Source organism: Celeribacter sp. (assembly GCF_048261515.1).
Lineage (GTDB): Bacteria > Pseudomonadota > Alphaproteobacteria > Rhodobacterales > Rhodobacteraceae > Celeribacter.
In genome coordinates, this window is record NZ_JBLXFZ010000005.1 from 244,250 (window position 1) to 266,495 (window position 22,246).

The 22,246-nt window shown below is 61.2% G+C and carries 22 protein-coding genes; 10 read left to right on the forward strand and 12 right to left on the reverse strand.

What is annotated here, in order from left to right; translation table 11 throughout:
• Positions 1 to 94: 94 nt before the first annotated feature.
• The gene (locus ACN0SC_RS11060; RefSeq protein ID WP_417249737.1) at positions 95 to 1,747 is read right to left on the reverse strand and encodes a 4Fe-4S dicluster domain-containing protein; all 1,653 of its coding nucleotides are present in this window, start codon (positions 1,745 to 1,747) and stop codon (positions 95 to 97) included.
• A gap of 347 nt (positions 1,748 to 2,094) precedes the next feature.
• On the opposite strand from ACN0SC_RS11060, the gene greA reads away from it, so the two are divergent.
• The 4 genes from greA to ACN0SC_RS11080 are packed head-to-tail and all read left to right on the forward strand — an operon-like array spanning position 2,095 to position 4,663.
• Complete coding sequence (greA, locus tag ACN0SC_RS11065) at positions 2,095 to 2,565, forward strand: transcription elongation factor GreA (RefSeq protein ID WP_417249738.1); 471 nt, start codon at positions 2,095 to 2,097, stop codon at positions 2,563 to 2,565.
• Between the two features lie 28 nt (positions 2,566 to 2,593).
• Positions 2,594 to 3,607: a hypothetical protein gene (locus ACN0SC_RS11070; RefSeq protein WP_417249739.1), complete on the forward strand. Its 1,014-nt coding sequence runs from the start codon at positions 2,594 to 2,596 to the stop codon at positions 3,605 to 3,607.
• Between the two features lie 4 nt (positions 3,608 to 3,611).
• Entirely contained in the window at positions 3,612 to 4,343 is a 732-nt protein-coding gene (locus tag ACN0SC_RS11075; protein ID WP_417249740.1) for an AzlC family ABC transporter permease, read from the forward strand.
• On the forward strand, positions 4,343 to 4,663 hold the full coding sequence (locus ACN0SC_RS11080; protein WP_417249741.1) for an AzlD domain-containing protein: 321 nt from the start codon (positions 4,343 to 4,345) through the stop codon (positions 4,661 to 4,663). The genes ACN0SC_RS11075 and ACN0SC_RS11080 overlap by 1 nt, the downstream gene beginning before the upstream one ends.
• 15 nt (positions 4,664 to 4,678) lie before the next feature.
• Here ACN0SC_RS11080 and ACN0SC_RS11085 read toward each other — a convergent pair whose 3' ends face one another.
• The 6 genes from ACN0SC_RS11085 to ACN0SC_RS11110 all read right to left on the reverse strand — a co-directional run bounded on the left by ACN0SC_RS11085 (position 4,679) and on the right by ACN0SC_RS11110 (position 9,477).
• Positions 4,679 to 5,308, reverse strand: coding sequence for a hypothetical protein (locus ACN0SC_RS11085; RefSeq protein ID WP_417249742.1), 630 nt, complete (start codon positions 5,306 to 5,308; stop codon positions 4,679 to 4,681).
• 24 nt (positions 5,309 to 5,332) lie between these two features.
• Positions 5,333 to 5,467, reverse strand: coding sequence for an aa3-type cytochrome c oxidase subunit IV (locus ACN0SC_RS11090; protein ID WP_417249743.1), 135 nt, complete (start codon positions 5,465 to 5,467; stop codon positions 5,333 to 5,335).
• 104 nt (positions 5,468 to 5,571) lie between these two features.
• Positions 5,572 to 6,042, reverse strand: coding sequence for a DUF6173 family protein (locus ACN0SC_RS11095; RefSeq protein WP_417249744.1), 471 nt, complete (start codon positions 6,040 to 6,042; stop codon positions 5,572 to 5,574).
• Positions 6,043 to 6,064: 22 nt separating this feature from the next.
• Positions 6,065 to 7,087, reverse strand: coding sequence for an MBL fold metallo-hydrolase (locus ACN0SC_RS11100; RefSeq protein WP_417249745.1), 1,023 nt, complete (start codon positions 7,085 to 7,087; stop codon positions 6,065 to 6,067).
• Between the two features lie 9 nt (positions 7,088 to 7,096).
• Positions 7,097 to 8,806, reverse strand: a complete 1,710-nt coding sequence (locus tag ACN0SC_RS11105) for an acyl-CoA dehydrogenase (RefSeq protein WP_417249746.1) — start codon at positions 8,804 to 8,806, stop codon at positions 7,097 to 7,099.
• A 98-nt stretch (positions 8,807 to 8,904) separates the two neighbouring features.
• Positions 8,905 to 9,477, reverse strand: coding sequence for a YqgE/AlgH family protein (locus tag ACN0SC_RS11110; protein WP_417249747.1), 573 nt, complete (start codon positions 9,475 to 9,477; stop codon positions 8,905 to 8,907).
• Between the two features lie 144 nt (positions 9,478 to 9,621).
• On the opposite strand from ACN0SC_RS11110, the gene ACN0SC_RS11115 reads away from it, so the two are divergent.
• A complete protein-coding gene (locus tag ACN0SC_RS11115; RefSeq protein WP_417249748.1) occupies positions 9,622 to 10,431 on the forward strand; it encodes a protein-disulfide reductase DsbD domain-containing protein in 810 nt (269 codons plus the stop codon).
• Between the two features lie 32 nt (positions 10,432 to 10,463).
• Here ACN0SC_RS11115 and ACN0SC_RS11120 read toward each other — a convergent pair whose 3' ends face one another.
• The 4 genes from ACN0SC_RS11120 to ACN0SC_RS11135 form a co-directional block, all read right to left on the reverse strand.
• Positions 10,464 to 13,838: an efflux RND transporter permease subunit gene (locus ACN0SC_RS11120; RefSeq protein ID WP_417249749.1), complete on the reverse strand. Its 3,375-nt coding sequence runs from the start codon at positions 13,836 to 13,838 to the stop codon at positions 10,464 to 10,466.
• Between the two features lie 3 nt (positions 13,839 to 13,841).
• Positions 13,842 to 15,326, reverse strand: coding sequence for an efflux RND transporter periplasmic adaptor subunit (locus ACN0SC_RS11125; protein ID WP_417249750.1), 1,485 nt, complete (start codon positions 15,324 to 15,326; stop codon positions 13,842 to 13,844).
• Between the two features lie 148 nt (positions 15,327 to 15,474).
• Positions 15,475 to 16,017 (reverse strand): molybdenum cofactor biosynthesis protein B, encoded by a 543-nt coding sequence (moaB, locus tag ACN0SC_RS11130; RefSeq protein WP_417249751.1) that lies wholly within the window; start codon positions 16,015 to 16,017, stop codon positions 15,475 to 15,477.
• Between the two features lie 20 nt (positions 16,018 to 16,037).
• Entirely contained in the window at positions 16,038 to 16,829 is a 792-nt protein-coding gene (locus tag ACN0SC_RS11135; protein WP_417249752.1) for a uracil-DNA glycosylase, read from the reverse strand.
• 134 nt (positions 16,830 to 16,963) lie between these two features.
• Here ACN0SC_RS11135 and ACN0SC_RS11140 point away from each other — a divergent pair, with 134 nt between their 5' ends.
• Genes ACN0SC_RS11140 through plsY form a run of 5 tightly spaced genes read left to right on the forward strand, consistent with a single transcriptional unit; the run spans position 16,964 to position 20,805 of the window.
• Positions 16,964 to 17,926, forward strand: coding sequence for an aspartate carbamoyltransferase catalytic subunit (locus tag ACN0SC_RS11140; protein ID WP_417249753.1), 963 nt, complete (start codon positions 16,964 to 16,966; stop codon positions 17,924 to 17,926).
• A complete protein-coding gene (locus ACN0SC_RS11145; protein WP_417249754.1) occupies positions 17,923 to 18,447 on the forward strand; it encodes a hypothetical protein in 525 nt (174 codons plus the stop codon). Before ACN0SC_RS11140 ends, ACN0SC_RS11145 begins: the two co-directional genes overlap by 4 nt.
• Positions 18,444 to 18,962 (forward strand): aspartate carbamoyltransferase catalytic subunit, encoded by a 519-nt coding sequence (locus tag ACN0SC_RS11150; protein ID WP_417249755.1) that lies wholly within the window; start codon positions 18,444 to 18,446, stop codon positions 18,960 to 18,962. Before ACN0SC_RS11145 ends, ACN0SC_RS11150 begins: the two co-directional genes overlap by 4 nt.
• Positions 18,959 to 20,224: a dihydroorotase gene (gene pyrC, locus ACN0SC_RS11155; RefSeq protein ID WP_417249756.1), complete on the forward strand. Its 1,266-nt coding sequence runs from the start codon at positions 18,959 to 18,961 to the stop codon at positions 20,222 to 20,224. The genes ACN0SC_RS11150 and pyrC overlap by 4 nt, the downstream gene beginning before the upstream one ends.
• A gap of 2 nt (positions 20,225 to 20,226) precedes the next feature.
• Positions 20,227 to 20,805: a glycerol-3-phosphate 1-O-acyltransferase PlsY gene (plsY, locus tag ACN0SC_RS11160; RefSeq protein ID WP_417249757.1), complete on the forward strand. Its 579-nt coding sequence runs from the start codon at positions 20,227 to 20,229 to the stop codon at positions 20,803 to 20,805.
• A 6-nt stretch (positions 20,806 to 20,811) separates the two neighbouring features.
• Here plsY and ACN0SC_RS11165 read toward each other — a convergent pair whose 3' ends face one another.
• The gene (locus ACN0SC_RS11165) at positions 20,812 to 22,182 is read right to left on the reverse strand and encodes a glutamate--cysteine ligase (protein WP_417249758.1); all 1,371 of its coding nucleotides are present in this window, start codon (positions 22,180 to 22,182) and stop codon (positions 20,812 to 20,814) included.
• Positions 22,183 to 22,246 lie beyond the last annotated feature (64 nt).

Consider the following 22,246-nt stretch of genomic DNA (forward strand, 5'->3'; position numbering starts at 1 on the left):
CCCGACCCTATCGACCCACTCAGAGGTCCGCAACGCAAACGGGGGCGCAATGCGCCCCCGTTCTTCATCACGTTTTCTCACGCGGGCGTGGCAATCACATATTGGGGTAGTTCGGACCATCCCCACCCTGCGGAACCGTCCATGTGATGTTCTGGCTTGGCTCCTTGATGTCGCAGGTTTTGCAATGCACGCAGTTCTGGAAATTCACCACGAACTTCGGCGCCTCACCATCTTCCCCGACGAATTCGTAAACACCCGCAGGGCAGTAGCGCTGCGACGGGCCCGCGAACTGTTTATAGTCCACTTCGATCGCCACGTTCTGATCGGCCACGCGCAGGTGCGACGGCTGGCTTTCCTCGTGGTTCGTCGCCGCAAAGGACACGTTCGTCAGCCTGTCGAACGACAGAATGCCATCAGGTTTGGGGTAGTCGATCTTCTTGAAATCGGCGGCCTTGCCCGTGGCCGCGGCATCCGTCTTGCCATGCTTGAGCGCACCAAAGATCGAGAAGCCAAATAGGTTGTTAGTCCACATATCGAACCCGCCAAGAGCCAGCGACGCGGTCAGGCCGAGTTTCGACCACAGCGGCTTGACGTTGCGCACACGCTTGAGGTCACGACCCACGGCACCCGTGCGCAATTCGTTGTCGTATCCCTCCAAGGTATCGCCCGCGCGCCCCTCTTTGAGCGCCTCGACGACATGCTCGGCGGCCGCCTTGCCCGAGAGCATCGCGTTGTGGTTGCCCTTGATCCGCGGCACATTCACGAGGCCGACAGAACAACCAAGCAGCGCCCCGCCAGGGAAGGCTGCTTTCGGCATCGACTGATACCCGCCCTCGGAAATTGCACGCGCACCATAGGCCACGCGCTTACCGCCCTTAAGAAGCTCGGCCACCATCGGGTGATGCTTCATTCGCTGGAATTCCATGTAGGGGAAGAGATGCGGGTTCTGGTAGTTAAGATGCACCACGAAGCCCACAAACACCTGATTGTTCTCAGCATGATAGATGAAGCCGCCGCCACCGGCATTACCACCAAGGGGCCAGCCCATCGTATGCGTGACCGTTCCTTCCTTGTGCTTGTCGGGATCAATTTCCCAGATCTCTTTCATGCCCAGCCCGAATTTCTGGACGTCGCGGCCTTTCGAGAGGTCGTATTTCGCAATGACCTCCTTGGCCAGAGAGCCGCGCACGCCCTCCGAGATCAGGACATATTTGCCGAGCAATTCCATACCAGGCTCGTAGGCTTCCGAGGGCGTGCCATCAGGGTTCTTACCGAACTCGCCCGCAACCACGCCTTTGACCTCACCATTCTCGCCATAGACCAATTCGGAACAAGACATGCCCGGGAAAATCTCGACGCCCATCTCTTCGGCCTGCTCGGCCATCCAGCGGCACACATTGCCCATGGAGACGATGTAATTGCCGTGGTTGTTCATCAGCGGCGGCATCGGGAAGTTGGGGACACGAACCTGACCCGCCTCGCCCAGAAGATAGAAATTATCTTGGTTCACGGCCGTCTTGATCGGCGCGCCGCGCTCTTTCCAATCGGGAATCAGCGCATCCAGACCGCAGGGATCGAGCACCGCACCCGAAAGGATATGCGCCCCAACCTCGGAGCCCTTTTCGAGAACAACGACGTTGAGATCCTCATTCAACTGCTTGAGACGGATGGCAGCGGAGAGGCCCGCAGGGCCCGCACCCACGATCACGACGTCATATTCCATCGCTTCGCGTTCAATGTTCGACATTTTATTTCCCCCTCAATCAGGCTTTCACGGCGACCAAGTAACCGCGATGCACGGGGCGGGTCAATTTCAGATGACGAATTTCGTTGCGTTCTGCTCAGTTTAAAGCGGAAAAATTGCCGCACCGCCGCATTAACCTCCCATTATGACGCCGAACGACCCAACGACTGCCGCCGTGCGCGCTTCCCTGCCGAGTGTCTCGCCATTTTTATCTCCCGTACGCGCTTGCCTCTTGCAATCGCTCGCTTAAACAGGTCTGGTGTGCGTCAACAAAATCAAAGTTCAATGCGCGGCCGCCCCCACGGCGCTGCGTTTTTTTCGTGCTAAAGCGTGCCTTGAGAGAAGACGACATGGATAAGATTCTGATGACCCGCGAGGGCCACACCGCCCTTTCTGCAGAACTCAAACAGCTCAAGTCCATTGAGCGTCCTGCCATCATCAAAGCCATCGCGGAAGCCCGCGAGCTGGGCGACCTGTCGGAGAATGCCGAGTACCATTCCGCGCGCGAGAAGCAGTCCTTCATTGAGGGCCGCATCAAGGAACTCGAAAGCATCATCTCGCTGTCCGAAGTGGTCGACCCCAAGAGCCTTTCGGGTGCGGTGAAATTTGGCGCGACGGTTACAATCGTCGATGAGGACACCGACGAAGAGAAGACATACCAGATTGTTGGCGAATACGAGGCCGACATCGAACGTGGTCTGCTCAACATCAAGTCGCCCATTGCCCGTGCACTCATCGGCAAAGAAGAGGGCGACAGTGTTGAAGTTCGCACCCCAGGTGGTGACAAGAGTTACGAAATCCTCAAGATTGAGTATATCTAAGTCATCGCACACGGTCTCGGAGGCCGAATTGCCCGACGAAAAAGGCACACATCGCGTCGAACTCGGAGTGTATCAGCGCCCCGTTGACGATGCCCGCATCACTGCAACCGAAATTATCGCCGGCGCTTTGTCGGCGGTCTGGCTTGCCATGACAGCGGTTTTTTTCCTCTTTGTGGATAGCGGCGAAACGGAAACGTCCTTCGACAGCATCCGTTTCGTGATGATTCTGATCGCGGTCTTTATGCCAGTTGCAATGATCTGGGTAGGTGCCCTTGCGGTACGGGCCTCTGCTACGATGCGCGCGGAGAGCCGTCGCCTTGAGGCCACCATTTCCGCCATGCGCGCATCTTACCTAAGCCAGCAGAACTCGGGCGCGTCCAACCCGACCGTTGAAAAGAAGCTTGAAGAGATCGTCGCGGCGCAGCGCAAGACGGAAACCACGCTTGCCATGTTCACCTCCGTGCGCCCGCAATCCACGCCCGCAGAGGACAAACTCGCCATTCCCGCACCTGCCGCCACCGACCAGCAGGGAATGCTGGCACTTGGCACCCCGTCCGAAGCTCTGGCCCCGCCGCTATCTGTCGCGGATTTTATCAAGGCGTTGAACTTCCCCGAGACCACCGAGGACAAAGAGGGCTTCCGCGCTCTTCGCCGTGCACTCTCGGACCGCAAGGTGAGCCAGTTGGTCCATGCCGCACAGGACGTGCTGACGCTCCTGAGCCAAGACGGGATCTACATGGACGACCTCACACCCGACCGCGCCCGCCCCGAAGTGTGGCGCAAGTTCGCAAAAGGAGAACGGGGCGTGGCAGTAGCCGCTCTGGGCGGCGTTCGGGATCGCTCCTCGCTTGCACTCGCCTCCGCGCGCATGAAGCAGGACGCAATTTTCCGAGACGCCGTGCATCACTTCCTGCGCAAATTCGACCGCACTCTGGCCGAATTCGAGGCCACAGCCACGGATGAAGAGATCGCCGCCCTCTCCAACACCCGCACCGCCCGCGCATTCATGCTGATGGGCCGCGTAACGGGGACGTTCGACTGATCACATGAGTGCCGTTTTTCACCCCGACCGCTTCCTACGCGGTTTCCTCGACAGCCTGCCCTTCTACATCGTCATCGTGCCTTTCGGCGCGATTTTCGGCGCTATTGCGACAGAGGCAGGGCTGAACATCATTGAAGTCATGAGCTTCTCCGTCCTAGTGATCGCGGGCGCTTCGCAATTGGCGGCCCTGCAACTGATGAACGAGAACGCCCCGACTATCGTGGTGATTGTCACGGCTCTCGCCGTGAACCTGCGCATGGCGATGTACTCCGCCTCGCTTACCCCGCACATCGGCAAGGCGCCGTTCTGGATGCGGGCCTTGGGCGCCTACACGCTCTTCGATCAGCCCTATGCGCTTTCGATGATCACCTACGAACGCGAACCCGAAAGAAGCGCCACCGACAAGATATCCTATTTCTTCGGGGTCGGGATTCCGATGGGGCTGGTCTGGTATGTCGCGACATTGGCGGGCGCACTCGTAGGCGACCGCATCTCCGCTGATGTAGGGTTTGAATTCGCTGTGCCCCTGACCTTCCTCGCGGTTGTCGCACCGATGCTCAAGAGCGCAGCGCATATCGCGGCGGCTGCGACTTCCGTGACCCTCGTGATCGCCCTCTCCTTCATGCCCTTCGGCACAGGGCTGCTCGTGGCCGCTGTGATCGCCCTCGTGGTCGGCGCACAGGTCGAGGTCTGGACCGACAAGCGCCGCCTTGCGAAAGACAAGGGTCAAATGTGATGGACAAGACACCGCAGGACATCTGGATCATCATCATCGCAATGGGGGTGGGCACCTACCTCATCCGCCTGTCCTTCATCGGGTTGATTGGGGATCGCACATTGCCGCCATGGCTGTTGCGGATGCTCCGCTATACGCCCGTCGCCGTCCTGCCTGGCGTGGTTGCGCCCATGCTCGTGCCCTCGGACGGGGCATCCGATCCGATGCAGCTTGCCGCCGCATTGGTCACACTTGTGGTAGGGTTAACGACGCGCAACGTGCTTTACGCGATCATTGCAGGTTTCGGCCTGTTCTTCGGTGCGGGCGCGCTCATCGGCTGAACACACCGCCACGCATCAGCCAGCGGCCAGAACCACGGGAAGCCGCAAGTCAGGGGCACGAATGGTGCCGTTCTCGTCAGGCGAATCGTCGTAGGTCACATCGCGCGTGACGTCTGGTCGCGCTTCGAAATACTTCATGAGTTTTTTCGGGAACATCGAGCGCGGCACATCCGTGAAACCGGGAAGGCCGGACAGAATGTCGGAAATACTCTGCGCACATTGCGCCTTGGGCACGGCGCCATAGGACTGGACGCGGGACAGTGCCAGTTGCGCAACCTGCGATGAAACGGGAACGGTCTGCTTGACCACGTGGTAGGTCTCACGCGCGTGGTAATCGATATAGAAATCAACCGCCTTGTCCGTCATGCCGTAATGCACATCGTTGCGCTCGGGCAGGTGCGGATGCTGGAAAGTGCCCGCGGGGTCGAACAGCACACGCTGCGACGGGGCATTGACCATCAGGCCCGAATGCGCACCCGAACCACTCCCGTTGGATACCACCGTGAACAGCGTCAGCGTGGGCTGGCCGCCGTGAACGTAAACGGCGCGATCCACCTCAGTTTGCGGAGCCCAGATCGGCTCGGCGGCGCCGCAGGCCGTCAGGCCCAAAAGAGCCAACAGGGCGATTACTTTGCGAAAACCCATCTTCATCGCCCCGCTGTCTAAGAGTTACGAGTTGAAGATCGCGAGGAAAACGAGGATCGCGATACTCACACCCGCCACGTAGGTCGAAGCTTTGAGGAAGCCTGCAAAGGTCTTTTCCTGAACCGAAGTGTCCATTTCGCCATGCTTGTGTTCGGCCATCGTGCGTATTCCTTTTTGGTGTCGTAAGTGAGCGTGTTTGTCGATCAATTAGCGGATATTGCGCGCGCTGTCACCCGTTCTATCGCCGCAGGCAGGGCATGGGGTCAACCCACGTCCTCGGCTTCGAGATCTGCCGCCAAACGGAACCCGATCCGCATCGGCTTGGCTGTCGGCGCCTGCTTGGGCATGGCACGCAGCATGACGTTGAGCTGTGTGACGTGCTGGATCAGCTGCGTTCGTGCCCCGCTTTCGTCAGAGCCGTAGAAAGTGACGATATCGGGATCGAAAAAGCCCATGCCCTCGATACGGATCGCACCCGAAGACGAGCCCGCAAACCCCATGGCGACCTCGTGTTCCTCATCGAGCTGCTCTTCGAAATTCTTAATGTAGAGGATGAGGCGTTCGTAGGCCCATTCAGCGGGGCTTTTCTCCTCCACCGACTTGCGTGCCACGGCCTTGGGCAATGGTTTCTGCTCGGCAGTTTGAGCGGCATTGGGATCACAATGCACCGCTCGCGCGTGTGGGAGCACGTCCGCCTCGGCAAGCTCCGCCGCCGTTACAATTTTCTCATCCATCGCGCATCTCCCACGGCCGTCCTCAGACACGTTTCCACAGGACTGCACCATCCTCGCTCACGTCCCGCGTGACAAGCCCGCGCGCGAATAAATGGTTGCAATGCGCCATCGCCTCGACCATCGCCAGCCCGTATTCCCCCGCCTTGATCGGACGGCGGAAGAGCGGATCGAAGCAGTCACAGGCCGTGCGCGGAGTGTCGAGATGGTTGATCAGGCGCTCCAGCGCACTGTGATGGTTGTCGATCAACTGCGTCAGCCGCGCGGGCAGGCCCGTGTAGATGTGCTTGTGCCCGACGAGCACCAGTTGCTGGTCCGTGGCGAATGGGCGAAACGCCTCGCAGGATGCCAGCCATTCTCCCACGGGATCGGCGGCAGGTTCAGTCGCGCTGACACCAAGGTTGGGCGAAATCGCACCAAGCAATTGATCACCACCGATCACCAAATCTCCGTCACGGCTCCAGAAGGTCGCATGTTCGGGCGCGTGCCCGTTTCCGCAGCGGATATCCCAAAGACGCCCGCCGATGGCAATCTCGCCCCCGTCTTCGATGCGCGTATATCCCAATGGGATCGGCCCCACGGCATCCGCAGTGTTGAACGGACGTTCGGCGGCGCGCTCGGCGTAGATATCTGCATCCATTCCGCAGGACCGCCAGAACGCCAACATCTGTGGCGTTGACTCCTCCTGAACGTCCAGTTGCAGCATCCTTGCCATAAGGTAGGCAGTGCGGGTCGTTACGAGTTCAGCGCCCTGCTCCATGAACCACCCCAAAAGACCGACATGGTCGAGGTGATGGTGCGTCGCGATAACCCGCGTCACGGGCTTGCCGCCGAGGTCGTCCAAAATCCCGCGCCAAATACGCCGCGAAGTCTTCGTGTCCAGCCCCGTATCAACGAGGGTCCAGCCGTCACCCTCGTCGAAGAGGAAGCAATTCACATGCCCCAAAGGCTTCGGCAATGGCATCCGCACCCAGACCACGCCATCGGCAATTGTGCGTGTCGCACCGTCTTCAGGCGGATCAAAGGGCGTGCGGATCGGTGCGGTCATATCAGGTCTTTACATCAAATCATCGGGCGCGAGCGCATAGATGTCCTGCGCGCCGATGCGGGATTGGGCCAAAAGGGAAACATGCTCGGGCAACAGGCGGTTCACATAGAACCGTGCCAGACGCCCGCGCGCGCTATCGCCCCCTTCTGCCATAGCCGCCTTGAGATGGAAATGGCCGCCAAGCACACGCGCATAGGCGCGCAGGAACGGCACTGCCCCTGCAAAACGATCATTCATCTCTTGCGCCAGAACCGCTTCGGTCGCCTCGCGCAGAGTTTCGGCAGCGCCCCACACAGGCTCGGCCAGCTCGGGCAAATCGCCACGTGCGTCTTCGGCAAAGGACTGGATCTCGTCGAGAAGTGCGAACGCCGCCTCGCCGCCATCCATCAACTTGCGGCCCACAAGGTCCATCGCCTGAATGCCGTTGGTGCCCTCATAGATCGAGGTGATCCGCGCGTCGCGAGCATATTGCGCCGCACCTGTCTCCTCAATGTATCCCATGCCACCGTGGACCTGCACACCGAGTTGGGCGACCTCGTGGCCGATATCGGTCGAGAAGGCCTTGGCAATCGGAATAAGGAAGGCACCGCGCGCGGCCTGATCCGCGTCGGACCGACCAAGATCGAGTGCCACACCACAGGCCAGAGATATCGCGCGCGCGGTGAATGTCTCGGCCCGCATCGTGGCCAACATGCGGCGCACGTCCGCGTGGTCAATGATTGCACCCGTACCATCAGCACCCAGTGGCGAGCGCCCCTGAATGCGATCCATCGCGTAGGAATGCGCCTGTTGCGTCGCAGCCTCGGCCACGCCGACGCCCTGCATCCCCACACCAAGGCGCGCGTTGTTCATCATGGTGAACATGCATTTCATGCCCTTGTGCTCATCGCCCACGAGCCAGCCCTTCGCACCGTCGTATTCCATTACGCAGGTGGGCGAGCCGTGGATACCGAGCTTGTGCTCCAGAGACACAACCTTCGTGCCATTGGGAACCGTTGGCTTGCCCTCTTCATCGGGCAAGAGCTTGGGCACGATGAAGAGGGAAATCCCCTTGGTCCCCTCAACCCCATCAGGCAGTCGCGCCAGCACGAGGTGGCAGGTGTTCTCGGTAAAATCGTTATCGCCCCACGTGATGAAGATCTTCTGACCCGTGATCGAATAGGTGCCGTCACCATTGCGCTCCGCCTTGGAGCGCAGCGCACCAACGTCCGAGCCCGCGCCTGGCTCGGTGAGGTTCATCGTGCCAATCCATTCGCCGCTGACGAGCTTGGGCAGGTAGGTCGCCTTGATCTCGTCGCTCGCATGATGTTCCAGCGCTTCGATCTGCCCTTGGCACATCAACGGTGCGAGCGCGAGCGACAGGCACGCGCCCGACAGCATGTCATTGACCGCTGAAGCCACCGAGAGAGGCAGCCCCATACCACCGTTCTCAGGGTCCGCCAGCATCCCGATCCAACCGCCCGCACCGATCTCAGCAAAAGCATCACCAAAGCCGGGCGAGGTGCGCACAACATCACCCTCAAGCTTCGCGGGGGTCAGGTCGCCACCGCGATTGAGCGGAGCCACCACGTCCGATGCGAGCTTGCCCGCCTCATGCAGCACCGCCGAAACGGTATCGAAATCCGCATCTTCAAACCGCTCGGTCGCGCTGACGCGGTGATAATCCACAACGGAATTCAGGATAAAGAGGGTGTCGTCTACGGGGGCACGATAAGCCATGGGCATCTCCTCGGATCGTATCGGGTCGCTGGGCAATTGGCCGCGAACATGGCGGGAGTTTTAACCACAGCAAGGCACCGTCCAACCCAAACGCTGCGTCACGCGTGCCCCGCATCTCCCGACAATAGCGCAGGCGAGATGCCCAAAGAGCGCAGGGCGGAGTGCCATTTCTCGCCGTTTTCCGCCTCGAAAACGATGTCGGGCGATGCGTCGCAAACAAGCCAGCCGTTGGCCGCAATCTCTTCTTCGAGCTGATGAGGGCCCCATCCCGAATAGCCCAGACACAATAGCCTGTCGCGCGGGCCACGACCGCTGGCGATGTCGACGAGAATGTCCTGCGAGGCGGTCATGGAGAAGACCTCGCTCACCTCCATCGACGCCATTTCGGTGCGATAATCCGTCGAGTGCAAAACGAATCCCCGCCCCATCTCGACAGGTCCGCCCACATGCACCTCCAACGGCGCATTCAAACCATCAGCCGTGATATCGAGTTGCTCGAACACATCATCGGCCTCAACCCCATCGGCCGTGCGGTTGATCACCAACCCCATCGTTCCTTCGTCAGAATGTGCGCAAAGGAACACCACGGATCCCTCGAAGCGAGGATCGCCAATGCCTGGCATAGCCACAAGGAGTTTTCCGGTCAGATTTTGATCAAGCGGTTTGGTCATGGCACCAGCACACATCACTTCCCGTGCGGGCGCAAGGGTGCCATGGCGAAAAGATCGGCATCCAAGCCACAGCCCGCCAATTGTAACGGCCAGTCGCTCAAATGTGAGTTTTGAGTGTGCACGCTGCCGCCTATACAGATCGCCATGACACGCATTACCCCCCTCTACGCTGCCCTCTGCGCGCTTGCCATCGGGACGGCCACAACGGCACCTCACGCTGCTACCGCCATGGATTCCGACGATCTCGCACAGGTCACGGTCCTGCCCGGCTGGCGCATGAAAAACGGCAACCACATGGCCGCGCTGCAAATCACGCTTAAAGAAGGGTGGCACACCTACTGGCGCGCGCCTGGCGGATCAGGCATCCCGCCGCGTTTCGACTGGGGCGGCTCGGACAATCTTGCGGGAGTGGGGCTGCACTGGCCCGTCCCGACGGTCTATGGCCAGAACGGAATGCGCTATATCGGCTACGAGGACGCGCTGGTGCTTCCTGTGGAGATCGTCCCAGACGCCGCAGGCAACATCGAGCTTTCGGGTGAAATCTCCTACGGCGTGTGTATGGACATCTGCATGCCCATGACCTCGGCCTTCGCAACAACGCTCGATGCTACCGACACAGCCCCCGACCCGCGCATCACCGCCGCGCTCGCCGAGCGCCCCCACACCGTAACTGGCGCGAAATGCGCCGCAGATGCGATCAAGGACGGGATGCGAATCGCGGCCACACTGAACCTGCCCAAAATCGGCAATCAGGTCGTGGCAGTGATCGAACACCCCGACCACGATGTCTGGGTTTCGGAGGCAACCATCACGCAAGACGGGTCGCGCGTCACAGCCACCTCGGACCTTGTGCCGCCCACAGCCGCGCCCTTCGCCATCGACCGCAGCACCCTGACCATCACAGTGATCGACGAAGGCACGGCCTACGAGGCGCGCGGCTGCACAGGCGGGTAACGTTCAGATAGCCGACGAAAAGAGGTCCGGCTTCACCGCGCGCGTCTGCGCCAAAGCGCCAGCGAGCCGATGGCATAGACGAGCGTGAAGGCGACCAGAAGACCACCCACATACAACCCGATCGCCGCGACAAGCCCCCCGCCACCGAGCGCCTCGGGCAAAGCACCCGCGACGACCACCTGACCAACCGTCAGGGCAAAGAGCGCAACCGCACCGACCAGGGCAACCACGGACGATGCGCCCGCAATTCCAAGCTTGCGCGGATTGGAAAGCGCACGACGCATCGCTGCCATACCGCGGCCCGTGTCGAGCTGCATCATCACGATAGCAGGCACCAGAACCAGAACGATCACCATGCCGAATCCGAGCCCATAGGCCAGCGTCACCACTGTGGGCTTGAGGAACTGCGCATCCGCCGACCCTTCGTAAAGCAGCGGCGCGAGACCAAGAACGGTCGTCATCGTGGTAAGGAACACTGGACGCAGACGATCCACAGTCGCGTCAACCACGGCAGGCATCAACCCGCGCTCCTCGGCGTATTCGTCAATCGTAGTGACCAGCACAATCGCGTCGTTGATGATGATCCCCGTCATGCCGATGAGACCCACCACCGAGAACATCGACAAAGGTATCCCCCAAATCGCATGTCCATGGATCGCGCCGATCAGCCCAAAGGGAATCACAGCCATGACCACAACGGGCCGTGTCCAACTTGAGAATATCCACGACAGCGTCAGGTAGATCCCCAACATGGCCGCCATCAGCCCCAACAAGGCATCCGACAGGAAGCGGTTCTCTTGTTCGGAAAGACCCGAAATGCGGGAGGTCACGCCGTAATCCTCTTCGATAAGGGGAATGATCTCCTCGGTGATCTGCTCCTGAATTTCCGTGGCGCGGGCGGGGTCGTCCTCGCTCAGATCCCCCGTCACCGAAACCAGCCGCAATCCGTTCTCGCGCCGAACCGTGGAGAATCCCGTGCGCCGCGTCACCGACACGATATCGGCCAGCGCCACATATTGCCCTGACGCGGCCCGCATCTGCGTGCGGTCGAGGAAATCGGCGGTCAATTCATCGTCGGGAAGTTGCACCCGAACGGTTGCCGTGCGTGTCCCGTCGGGGTAGCTCGCCGCCTCGATCCCGCCCAAACGGTTGGCCAGCGTACGGCCCAAGGTGTCGATGGAAAAGCCGAGCGCCTCGCCCTGCGGCGTCAGTTCAAGGATCAACTCTTCCTTGTCGTAGGACAGACTATCCTCCAGCGCGGACACCTCGGGAAACTGTGCGAGACTTGTTTTCAACGCTTCTGCTGCGGCTTTCAACGTCTCCGCATCCGCACCGAAAAGTTGCACATCAATCGCGTCCCCACCCGGCCCGAATTGCCCGCGGCGGAATGTCACCGTTTCGGCCATCGGGTGATTGACCACATTCTGCTGAAGCGCCTCGACGAAGGCAAAAGACGAATAGGGCCGCAGGTCTGCATCAATCAACTCGATGGAAATCCCGCCAAGCTGGTAGCTCTCCTTGGTATCCGCACCTGCCAGACCGCGCCCCGTGTTCGCTCCGACCTGCGCGATCACATAGGCTAGCGGATTGACACCATATTCTGCCTCCATCTGCTCAGCCGTGGCATCCGTCGCACGTTGCAACTCGGCCATCATCTCCAGGCTGTCCTCGCGCGAAGCTGCGGGCGCCATAGCGAAATTGCCCGAAATCACGGGCTGCTCGGGCGAGTTGAAGAACCGCCACTGCACTGCACCCGTGATCAGTTGCGACACCTCGAAGGCCAGCAACACGAAGATCGTCGCAACCACGGGATAGCGCATCTGCACCGCGAAGGTGATGAACGGACGGAACAGGTGTTCGCGCACGAAGCGGAACCCCTTGTCCACCTTACGCGAAGGCCAGTCATACCAATGCACCTTGTCGTGACTGGCAATCGAGTGGCTCAAGTGGTTGGGCAGGATGATGAAGCACTCCACCAGCGAGGCGATAAGCACCACGATCACCGTGAAGGGAATGTCGGAAATCAGATCACCGAAGCGGCCAGAAATCGCCGTGAGGCCAAAGAAGGCGATCACTGTCGTCATGGTCGAGGAAAACACTGGCGCGAACATCCGCCGCGCGGCGCGTTCGGCGGCCTCCACAGGTTTCTCCTTGAGCCGCCGCGCCCTGAAATCGGCGTGTTCGCCAACCACGATGGCGTCATCCACGACGATCCCCAGCGTGATGATGAGTGCAAACAGCGAGATCATGTTGAGCGTCAAACCCGCCGCATACATCAACGCAATGGCCGAAAGCATCGCCACAGGAATACCCGCCGCGACCCAAAGCGCCGTGCGCGCGTTGAGGAACAAAAACAGCAGCAACGCGACCAGTGCGAGCCCCATTGCGCCGTTGTTGACCAGAATCTCCAACCGCGCCTGAATGGCCTCCGCCCGCGTTCGGAAAAGATCGAGCGTCACCCCTTGCGGCAGGGTCAACTCCATCTCGGCGATGACATCTTCCACCTTGCCCTGAATCTCGATCGCATCGCCCTGATCGGAGCGCGCCACACGGACAGAAACAGCAGGATTGTCGCCGACGAAAAACGCCTCGTTGCGGTCGATCCCCTCGACACGCACCGTCGCCACATCACCGATCAACAGCTTCGACCCGTCGGGATCGGAGCGCAGCACAATAGCTTGGATTTCATCGGCGGCACGTTTCTCGACACCCGCACGCACACGCGAGGCGCCGCCACCGACATCCCCCGCAGGACTGGAATCGCTCTGCGCACCGATGGCACTGGCAATATCAGCCATGCTCACGTCATGCTTGATCAGATCGACGGTCGCCACCTCGACAATCGTTTCAGGCGCAGCCACACCCGACACGGAGGTCCGCGTCACCCCTTCGCTAAAGAGCCGCGAAATGAGTTCGTCGGCAAAACGCGCCAGTTGATCGAGACCCACAGGCCCCGTGATCACCACGTTTGTCACCGTATCCGACCAGCCGCCCGACCGCACGGTAACGTCATCGGCCCCGTCAGGCAGGTTGGTCACACCATCAATCGCCGCATCCACATCGTCGGCGGCACGCTGCATATCCCATCCCGGCTCGAAATCGAGCGTGATGTTGGCGCGCCCTTCGGAGGATTGCGATGTGCTTTCCGCCACCCCCTCGACCGCAAGCAACACAGGCTCCAACACCTGCACCACGCCGCGATCCACATCCTCGGCTCCCGCCCCGTCCCACGCAACGGAGACGCGCACACTGTCCACGACCACATCGGGAAAGAACTGCGCGCGCATGTTGGGAAGTGCAAACAGACCCGCCGCCAGAAGCAGCACCAACACAAGGTTCGCCGCCGTGCGGTGGCGGGTGAAGTAGGACAGGATGCCGCCCGTTGCGGCCTCGAAACGTGCCGTCATGATTTATGCCCCCATACGGCTTTCGAGCCTCTCGATCAGTTCCGCAGGCACTTTCTCGGCAGACAATTGCTCCTTGATCCGCGCGCGAGCCTCTTCGGGCATCCGCGTGTTGCTATCGACAAAGGCGATCAGCTTGGCGCGGCGTTCCTCGTCAAGCTCCACCAACTCGCCACCCGAGGGCCGTCCTTCGGGCGCGGCGGCTTCGGCACCATCGGCGCCCTCTTCTGCTCCGTTGACCCGCACCCGAATGCCCGCGCCCAGAAGCGGGCTACGCTCGGCCACGATCTGCCGCCCCGCCACGGCGCGGGCGTCGATGATCACCTCATCGCCCTGACGGCGCAGAACAGGCGCATCGATCACTTCCAAACGGCTCTCGGCGCTTACCGCGAGCACAGTCTGCGCCGCATCCACGGCGCTGGCGGGTACAAGGGCGACCCCTTCTAGCGGCGCCTCCTCGACCTCAACGGTCACGAAATCACCTGGCCGCAGCCCTGCCACATCCTCAAGCGCGGCGAACAAAAGCCGCCCCGTCTGACCATCGCCAACGGCAGCACTCTCGCGCGTCACACGTCCTTGCGCGGAAAGGTTCACGCCAGAGACATCAAGCGACACCGTGACGGGCAGATCGGGCACACCCGCCCCACCCGCGACACGTGAGTATTGCTCGGTGGAAATACGGAACGCCACTTCAAGCTCGTCGGGCGCAATCAACGACCCGACCTGTTCGTTGGCATTCACCAACCCGCCAAGCGCGGCGGAAACACCCGTCAGAATCCCGTCGAAACTCGCCACAAGCGCCGTGTCCTCGACCGCGCGGCGCGCATCGTCCAAGGCAATCTCGGCCCGCAAAACGCCCGTCGCCGCCTGATCAAGACGCGCCTTCGCACTGGCCAGCGCCTGCCTACGTGACAAGACCGCCTGACGCGCACTGGCTTCCGACAGGGCTGCGGTCTCAACCGCGCTCGCCGTGCCCACGCCCCGCTCCGAAAGGTTCTCCTGACGTGCAAGCGCCGCACTGCGCAGATCCAACTGCGCCTGCGCTGCCGCCAGATCATCCTCGGCCAGCGCCACGCCATTCTCGGCATCGGCGCGCTCGGCTTCGGCCTCCTGCAAATCGGCCTCGGCCACACGCAACGCCGCCTGTGCCGTAGTCGGATCAACGCGGATCAAAACGTCCCCTTCGGACACCGATCCGCCCTCCTCGAAAGCAGGGTTCAATTCAACGATCCGCCCGCCCGAAGGCATCCGCAATTCAAGCGTCTTGCGCGCACGGATTTCGCCATAGGTCGACAGCACTGGAACAAGGCGCGACGGCTCTACCGTCACCACATTCACCGCAAACTGGCGCTCGCGCGCGGCACGCGGCCTGCTTTCAGCGGAGGCACGTTCCTTGATGGACGCATAAAACTGGTAGCCCCCCGCAGCGAGCAAACCTACGGTGAGGCACAAAAGAAAAAGACCGGTCAGGGATCGGCGGAGAAAGCGCATGAAAACTCCTCGAAAATGCGTCGTCCACAAAAGATAGCCCGCAAAACATACGGCGCAACGCGCTTATGATACGCGACAGAACTTCCCTTAGATCGAGAATTTTTTGCCTCCTCGCACAAAATTTTGCGATGAGTGCATTATGCAGGCACTACTTGCGCCGTTTGTGCTCTTCAAGACGCGGCATAATCTCGACGAAGTTGCAGGGGCGATGACGGTAATCGAGCTGGTATTGCAGAATTTCGGTCCACGCATCGCGACACGCTCCCGTCGATCCGGGCAAGGCGAAGAGATAAGTGCCCCCCGCAACCCCACCCGTCGCACGCGACTGCACGGCGGAGGTGCCGATCTTCTGCATCGAGACAATGGTGAACACCGTGCCGAAAGCGTCGATTTCCTTCTCATAGACATCACGGTGTGCCTCGACGGTCACATCGCGCCCCGTCAGCCCCGTGCCGCCCGTCGAAATCACCACATCCACACCCGCATCCGCAATCCACGCCGCCAGCATGTCGCGGATCAGGGCGCGGTCGTCGGTGACGATCTTGCGGTCGGCCACCACATGCCCCGCCGCCTCGATCATCTCGACCAAGGCCGCGCCCGATTTGTCCTCCGCGATCCCGCGCGTGTCGGAAACCGTCAGCACGGCAATGCGCACGGGAATGAACTCTTTGCTCTCATCTATCTTTGACATGGCTGGCTCTTTCGAAAGGTTCAGGAGAGGCCGCGCAAACGGGCTTGGATTTCGAGCAGATCAGCCCATGCCTCGCGCTTGAATTCGGGACGCCGAAGGAGATAGGCGGGGTGCGTCATCGGCATTGCGGGACGCCCCAGAACCTCCGCCCAATTCCCGCGCAGCTTCGTGATCCCCGTTTTGCCCAAAAGCGCATGGCACGACCAGTTGCCCACGAGAACGAGCACTTTCGGATCAGCCAGCTCAATATGGCGCAGCAAGAACGGCTTGAGCATCGCCACTTCTTCGTTGCTCGGATCGCGGTTTTGTGGCGGCGCCCAAGGCAGCGTGTTGGTGATATAGAGCGCGCTGGCGGGATCATCGGCCCCGCGGCTCAACCCGATGGCCTCGAACATCTTGTCGAGCAACTGGCCAGAGCGCCCGACGAAGGGCTTGCCCTGCCTGTCCTCCTCGCGGCCTGGCGCCTCGCCAACGACCATCACCCGCGCACGCGGATCACCATCGCAAAACACCAGATTGCGCGCGCCCTTCTTGAGATCGCAATGGGCAAAGGCATTCATCTCCGCCCGCAGCGCGTCGAGGCTGTCCGCCCGCTTTGCTGCGGCCACGGCCTCGGCCTGCGGATCGACCTCGGGGGTCTCCACGGGCGCGGGTGGCGTGGCGGCTTTCGCGGCGGGTTTGGGTGCGCTTTTCGGCACCTCGAAACGATTGATCGGCGCCTCGCTGATCGGATCGGAGGCACCCAATTCGATCTGCCATTCCAGCAGAGCGTGGGCGTCCCAATAGTCCATCTGATCAAGTGCGGCGTTCATGGCGATACGCTACCCTGCCCGCGCGTGAAGGTAAATCCGCCACGATGCCACGGCACGACAAAGTGCCATTGCCGCCAAAGGCGTCAGTTTCTATAAGCGAAGCAACCGCACCGCAGCACGAGGGGGAGGCACATATGGCATTCCGACAGAAACACCTTCTGGGGATCGAGCCGCTCCATCCCGACGAAATCAAGACAGTGCTGGATGTGGCCGAAAGCTACGTCGATCTCAACCGCCGCGCCAACAAGCACTCCGATGCGCTTGCAGGGCTGACGCAAATCAACATGTTCTTCGAAAACTCCACCCGCACGCAGGCCTCCTTTGAACTCGCGGGCAAGCGGCTCGGCGCGGATGTGATGAACATGGCGATGCAGGCCTCCTCGATCAAAAAGGGCGAAACCCTGATCGACACGGCGCTCACGCTCAACGCGATGCACCCCGATCTTCTGGTGGTCCGCCACCCGCATTCGGGCGCGGTGGATCTGCTTGCGCAAAAGGTCAACGCCGCCGTGCTCAACGCGGGCGATGGCAAACATGAACACCCTACGCAGGCGCTTCTCGACGCGCTGACGATTCGCCGCGCCAAAGGACGGCTTCACCGTCTCAACATCGCGATCTGCGGCGACGTGGCCCATAGCCGCGTGGCGCGCTCCAACCTGATCCTTCTGGGCAAGATGGAAAACCGCGTCCGCCTCGTCGGACCGCCGACGCTGGTGCCCGCCCATTTCGCCGAATTCGGCTGCGAGATTTACGACGACATGGCCGAGGGGCTACAGGACGTGGACGTGGTGATGATGCTGCGGCTCCAGAAAGAACGCATGGACGGCGGCTTCATCCCATCCGAGCGCGAGTATTACCACCGCTACGGGCTCGACGCCGAGAAACTCGCCCACGCCAAACCCGATGCCATTGTCATGCACCCCGGCCCGATGAACCGCGGTGTAGAGATCGACGGTACAATCGCCGACGACATCAACCGCTCGGTCATTCAGGAACAGGTGGAAATGGGTGTCGCCGTGCGCATGGCCGCGATGGACCTGCTGGCGCGCAACCTGCGGGCCGAACGCGAGGCCGCCAATCAAGGGGTGATGGTGTGAGCGAAGCTGCGATCATCCCCGAAGGCCATCAGCGCATGGTCTGGGTCTTTGCCGTGGACATGCCCGCCGAGGCGCTCGACGCGATGGAACCTGCCGAACTGGCCGAGGCGCTTGGCCTGTGGACCGCGCCCGACCCCGCTCATGTCGAACGCTTCGATGCCAGCACCATCGCCGAATACGGGTTGGCCAAATATGTCGCGGATGCCAACGGCATGGACGTGAATGCATCCGACGCGCAGAGACTCGACGCGCTGGAAGGCAGCCTGTGCCTGATCTACTCGAAAGCACTCGCCACCTCCAACACCAAATTCGCCCCCGAGCCGCCCTTCACCCTGATCGGGCGTTACGGCACCGCGCCCGAAGTGCCCTCCATGCAGCGCCTAGAAAGCGCAGGCGCCGAAGGGATGCTCGCGCAGGGCAAACCACCCAAGAGCGACGCACGCATTGGCGGCATGGTGGCAACCGTTGTTCTGATCTTCCTCGCGATTTTCGTCGCAGCCTTCGTATGGGTGGCGGGATGAGCAGCGGCTGGGACGACCTTCTGGCGAATGACGAGCAGGTCTTATGGCAGGGCCAGCCCGATGACACTATTCACCTGTCGGGGCGACAGGTAGCCTTGATGACCTTTGGGGCGCTCTTCGCAGGTTTCGCCTACCTCTACATGCGAACCGCCGCGCAAAATGCGGGGCCATTCTGGATGTTTGGCCTAATCCATTTTGCGATCGGTATGTATATTGCCCTCGCCCCGATAGTTGTTCGCCCCTACTTGCGTAAACGCACATGGTATTCCCTCACAAACCGTCGCGCGTTCATCGCCCGCGACTTCCCTTTTATCGGACGCACGCTCAACGCACTGCGCATCACGCCCAATACCGTCATCGAAGTTAACGACGCAAATTTTGGCACCATACGGTTTCGGGCCGCCGCGCGCTCACTCAATGGCGGTCGCCCGATTGCCACCCCGTCCTTTGACTATATCCAGAACGCGCATGCTGTCTTCCAACAGATCCGCGATATCCAGAAAGGCATCGCATGACGACGTTTACCAATGCCCGCCTGATCGACCCCGAAGCCCTGACCGACGAGATCGGCTGGCTCACAATCGAAAACGGCGTCATCACGGCACGCGGCACAGGCACACCACCGACAGGCGATCACATGGATTGCGGTGGCAAATGCCTCGCCCCCGGGATCGTTGATCTCGGCGTGAAAGTCTCCGAACCTGGCGAGCGTCATAAAGAGAGCTTCGCCTCCGCAGGACGCGCCGCCGCCGCGGGCGGTGTCACCACGATGATCACACGCCCCGACACGCTCGCGGCCATCGACACGCCAGAAACGCTGGAATTCGTCACCCGCCGCGCCTCCACCGATGCGATTGTAAACGTCCACCACATGTCCGCGTTGACCAAGGGCCGCGAAGGTCAGGAAATGGTCGAAATCGGCTTCATGAAGGACGCGGGCGCCGTGGCTTTCACAGATTGCGATCACGTTGTCGGCAACGCAAAGGTGTTGGTCCGCGCACTGACCTATGCGCGCTCTTGCAACGCACTCGTCATCGGCCATCCACAAGATCCCACCCTATCGCAGGGTGCCGCCGCAACCTCTGGAAAATTCGCCACGCTGCGCGGGTTGCCCGCTGTCTCGCCTATGGCCGAACGCATGGGCATAGACCGCGACATTGCGCTCGTCGAGATCACGGGTGTCTCCTACCACTTCGATCAGATCACAACCGCCCGCGCCCTACCGCCGCTTGAACGGGCGAAGGCAAACGGGTTCGATGTCACCGCTGGTGTCTCGATCCACCACCTCACACTCAACGAGTTGGACGTGGGCGACTACCGCACCTTCTTCAAAGTCAAACCGCCGCTGCGGTCCGAAGACGACCGCCTTGCCATGGTTGAGGCGGTGGCCAATGGCCTGATCGACGTGATCTCCTCGATGCACACCCCGCAGGACGAGGAAAGCAAACGCCTGCCCTTTGAGGAAGCGGCATCGGGGGCGGTCGCGCTGGAAACCCTGCTGCCCGCCGCGATGCGTCTTGTTCACGCGGATCAAATCACCCTGCCGATGCTCTGGCGTGCGATGTCGCTCAATCCCGCCCGCCGCCTCGGCCTCGATGCGGGCACGATTGAGGTCGGCGCACCCGCCGATCTGGTGCTGTTCGATCCCGACCAGCCCTTCGTGCTTGACCGTTTCGCGCTCAATTCGAAATCGAAAAACACGCCCTTCGACGGTGCCCGCCTGCAAGGGCGTGTGCTGGGCACTTGGGTTGCGGGCAACCGCGTCTTCGGAGAATAGCCATGCTCATCGTCACCGCAGTCCTCGCCTACCTGCTCGGCTCCATCCCCTTCGGCATCGCCATGGCGAAGCTCTTCGGCCTTGGTGACCTGCGTGCCATCGGGTCGGGCAACATCGGAGCGACCAACGTCCTGCGCACAGGCAACAAACTCGCCGCCTTCCTCACGCTTTTAGGTGATAGCGGCAAGGGTGCCGCCGCCGTGCTGCTCGCGCGTTTGATCAGCGAGGAGGCGGCAGGCATCGCGGGGCTTTGCGCCATGCTCGGCCATCTCTACCCTGTGTTTTTGAAGTTCAAAGGCGGCAAGGGCGTGGCGACCTTCCTCGGCACGCTCCTCGCCCTGTCTTTCCCCGTGGGCCTGATGGCCTGTGCGACATGGCTCGCCGTGGCGGTTATCACGCGCTACTCGTCGCTCTCCGCCCTCATTGCCGCCCTGCTCGCACCGATCTACACCGCATGGCTCTATCACCTGCACGGCGCAATCCTCGTGCTGGTCCTGTCATGCCTGATCTTCTTCAAGCACCGCGAAAACATCGCGCGGCTGAAGGCGGGTACGGAAACCAAGATCGGTAAAAAGGGCTAAACGCGCCTAGTAAGAATACTCGCCGAAGACGCGGGTCACGTCACCGTTCCAGTCGCCTTCGAACCGTTCGATCAACTCGTCGGCAGGGGCCTGCCCCGTCTCGATGGTATCCTTGAGCGCGTTGAGGAAGTGGGTCTCGTCGGGAACAAGCCCGCCCGCCCCTTCGCGCCCGCGCGCAGTAAGTCCCGCATCCGCGATCTCGACGCATTGGCGGGCAAGGTCCATCATTTTGACCCCGTCCACTTCCGCCGCCATCCCGTCGGTAAAGGCCGCCACGCGCAGCTCCTCGCGGAATTCGGGCGTCCAGCCCTTGATCATATCCGTCGTCGCATCCAGCGCGTTCTGGTCATACATCATGCCAACCCAGAAAGCGGGCAAGGCGCACAGGCGCCGCCACGGGCCACCATCGGCACCGCGCATTTCCATATACTTCTTGATCCGCGCTTCAGGGAAGATCGTCGTCAGGTGATCGGCCCAGTCGCTCAGCGTCGGCTTTTCACCTGGCAGGGCAGGCAATTCGCCTTTGAGGAAATCGCGGAAGGACATGCCCAGCGCGTCGATATACTGACCGTCGCGGTAGACGAAATACATCGGCACATCGAGCGCGTAATCCACGTAGCGATCAAACCCCATGCCGTCTTCAAAGACAAAGGGCAGCATCCCCGTGCGTGCCTCGTCGAGGTGTTTCCAGATCCGCCCGCGCCACGACTTATGCCCGTTGAGCTTGCCCTCCTTGAACGGCGAATTGCCGAAGAGCGCATTGGCCACGGGTTGCAGCGCCAGCGCGGTGCGGAACTTCTGCACCATGTCCGTTTCAGAGCCGAAATCGAGGTTCACCTGCACCGTGCAGGTGCGCCGCATCATGTCGCGCCCTGTCTCGCCCACGCTGTCCATATAGGCATCCATGAGCTTGTAACGCCCCTTGGGCATCAGCGGCATTTGGTCGTGGGTCCAATGCGGCGCAAAGCCCAGACCGATGAAGCGGCCACCGATCTCGTCGGCCACCGATTGCACTTCGCGCAGGTGTTCGTTCACCTCGTCACAGGTCTGGTGGATCGTATCGAGCGGAGCGCCCGACAGTTCCAACTGACCGCCCGGCTCCAAAGAGATATTCGCGCCGTTCAACTCCAAACCGATGAGATACTCGCCCTCGAAAATCGGGTTCCATCCGAAACGGTCCTGCAACCCCTCAAGGATCGCCTTGATCGAGCGGTCTCCGTCATAGGGCAGCGGTTTCAGCGTGTCCTGACAATAGCCGAACTTCTCGTGCTCCGTGCCGATCTTCCAATCGGCTTCGGGTTTGCACCCGCTGGCAAGGAAAGTCACAAGATCGTCGTGGCTTTCGATCAGGCCGCCGCCGGTTTGGGGTATGGACATGGAGGTCTCCGATCGGATCTAGGGTAGAGAATTGAAGGAAGAGTTGTGCTGTAACGCGCGGGAA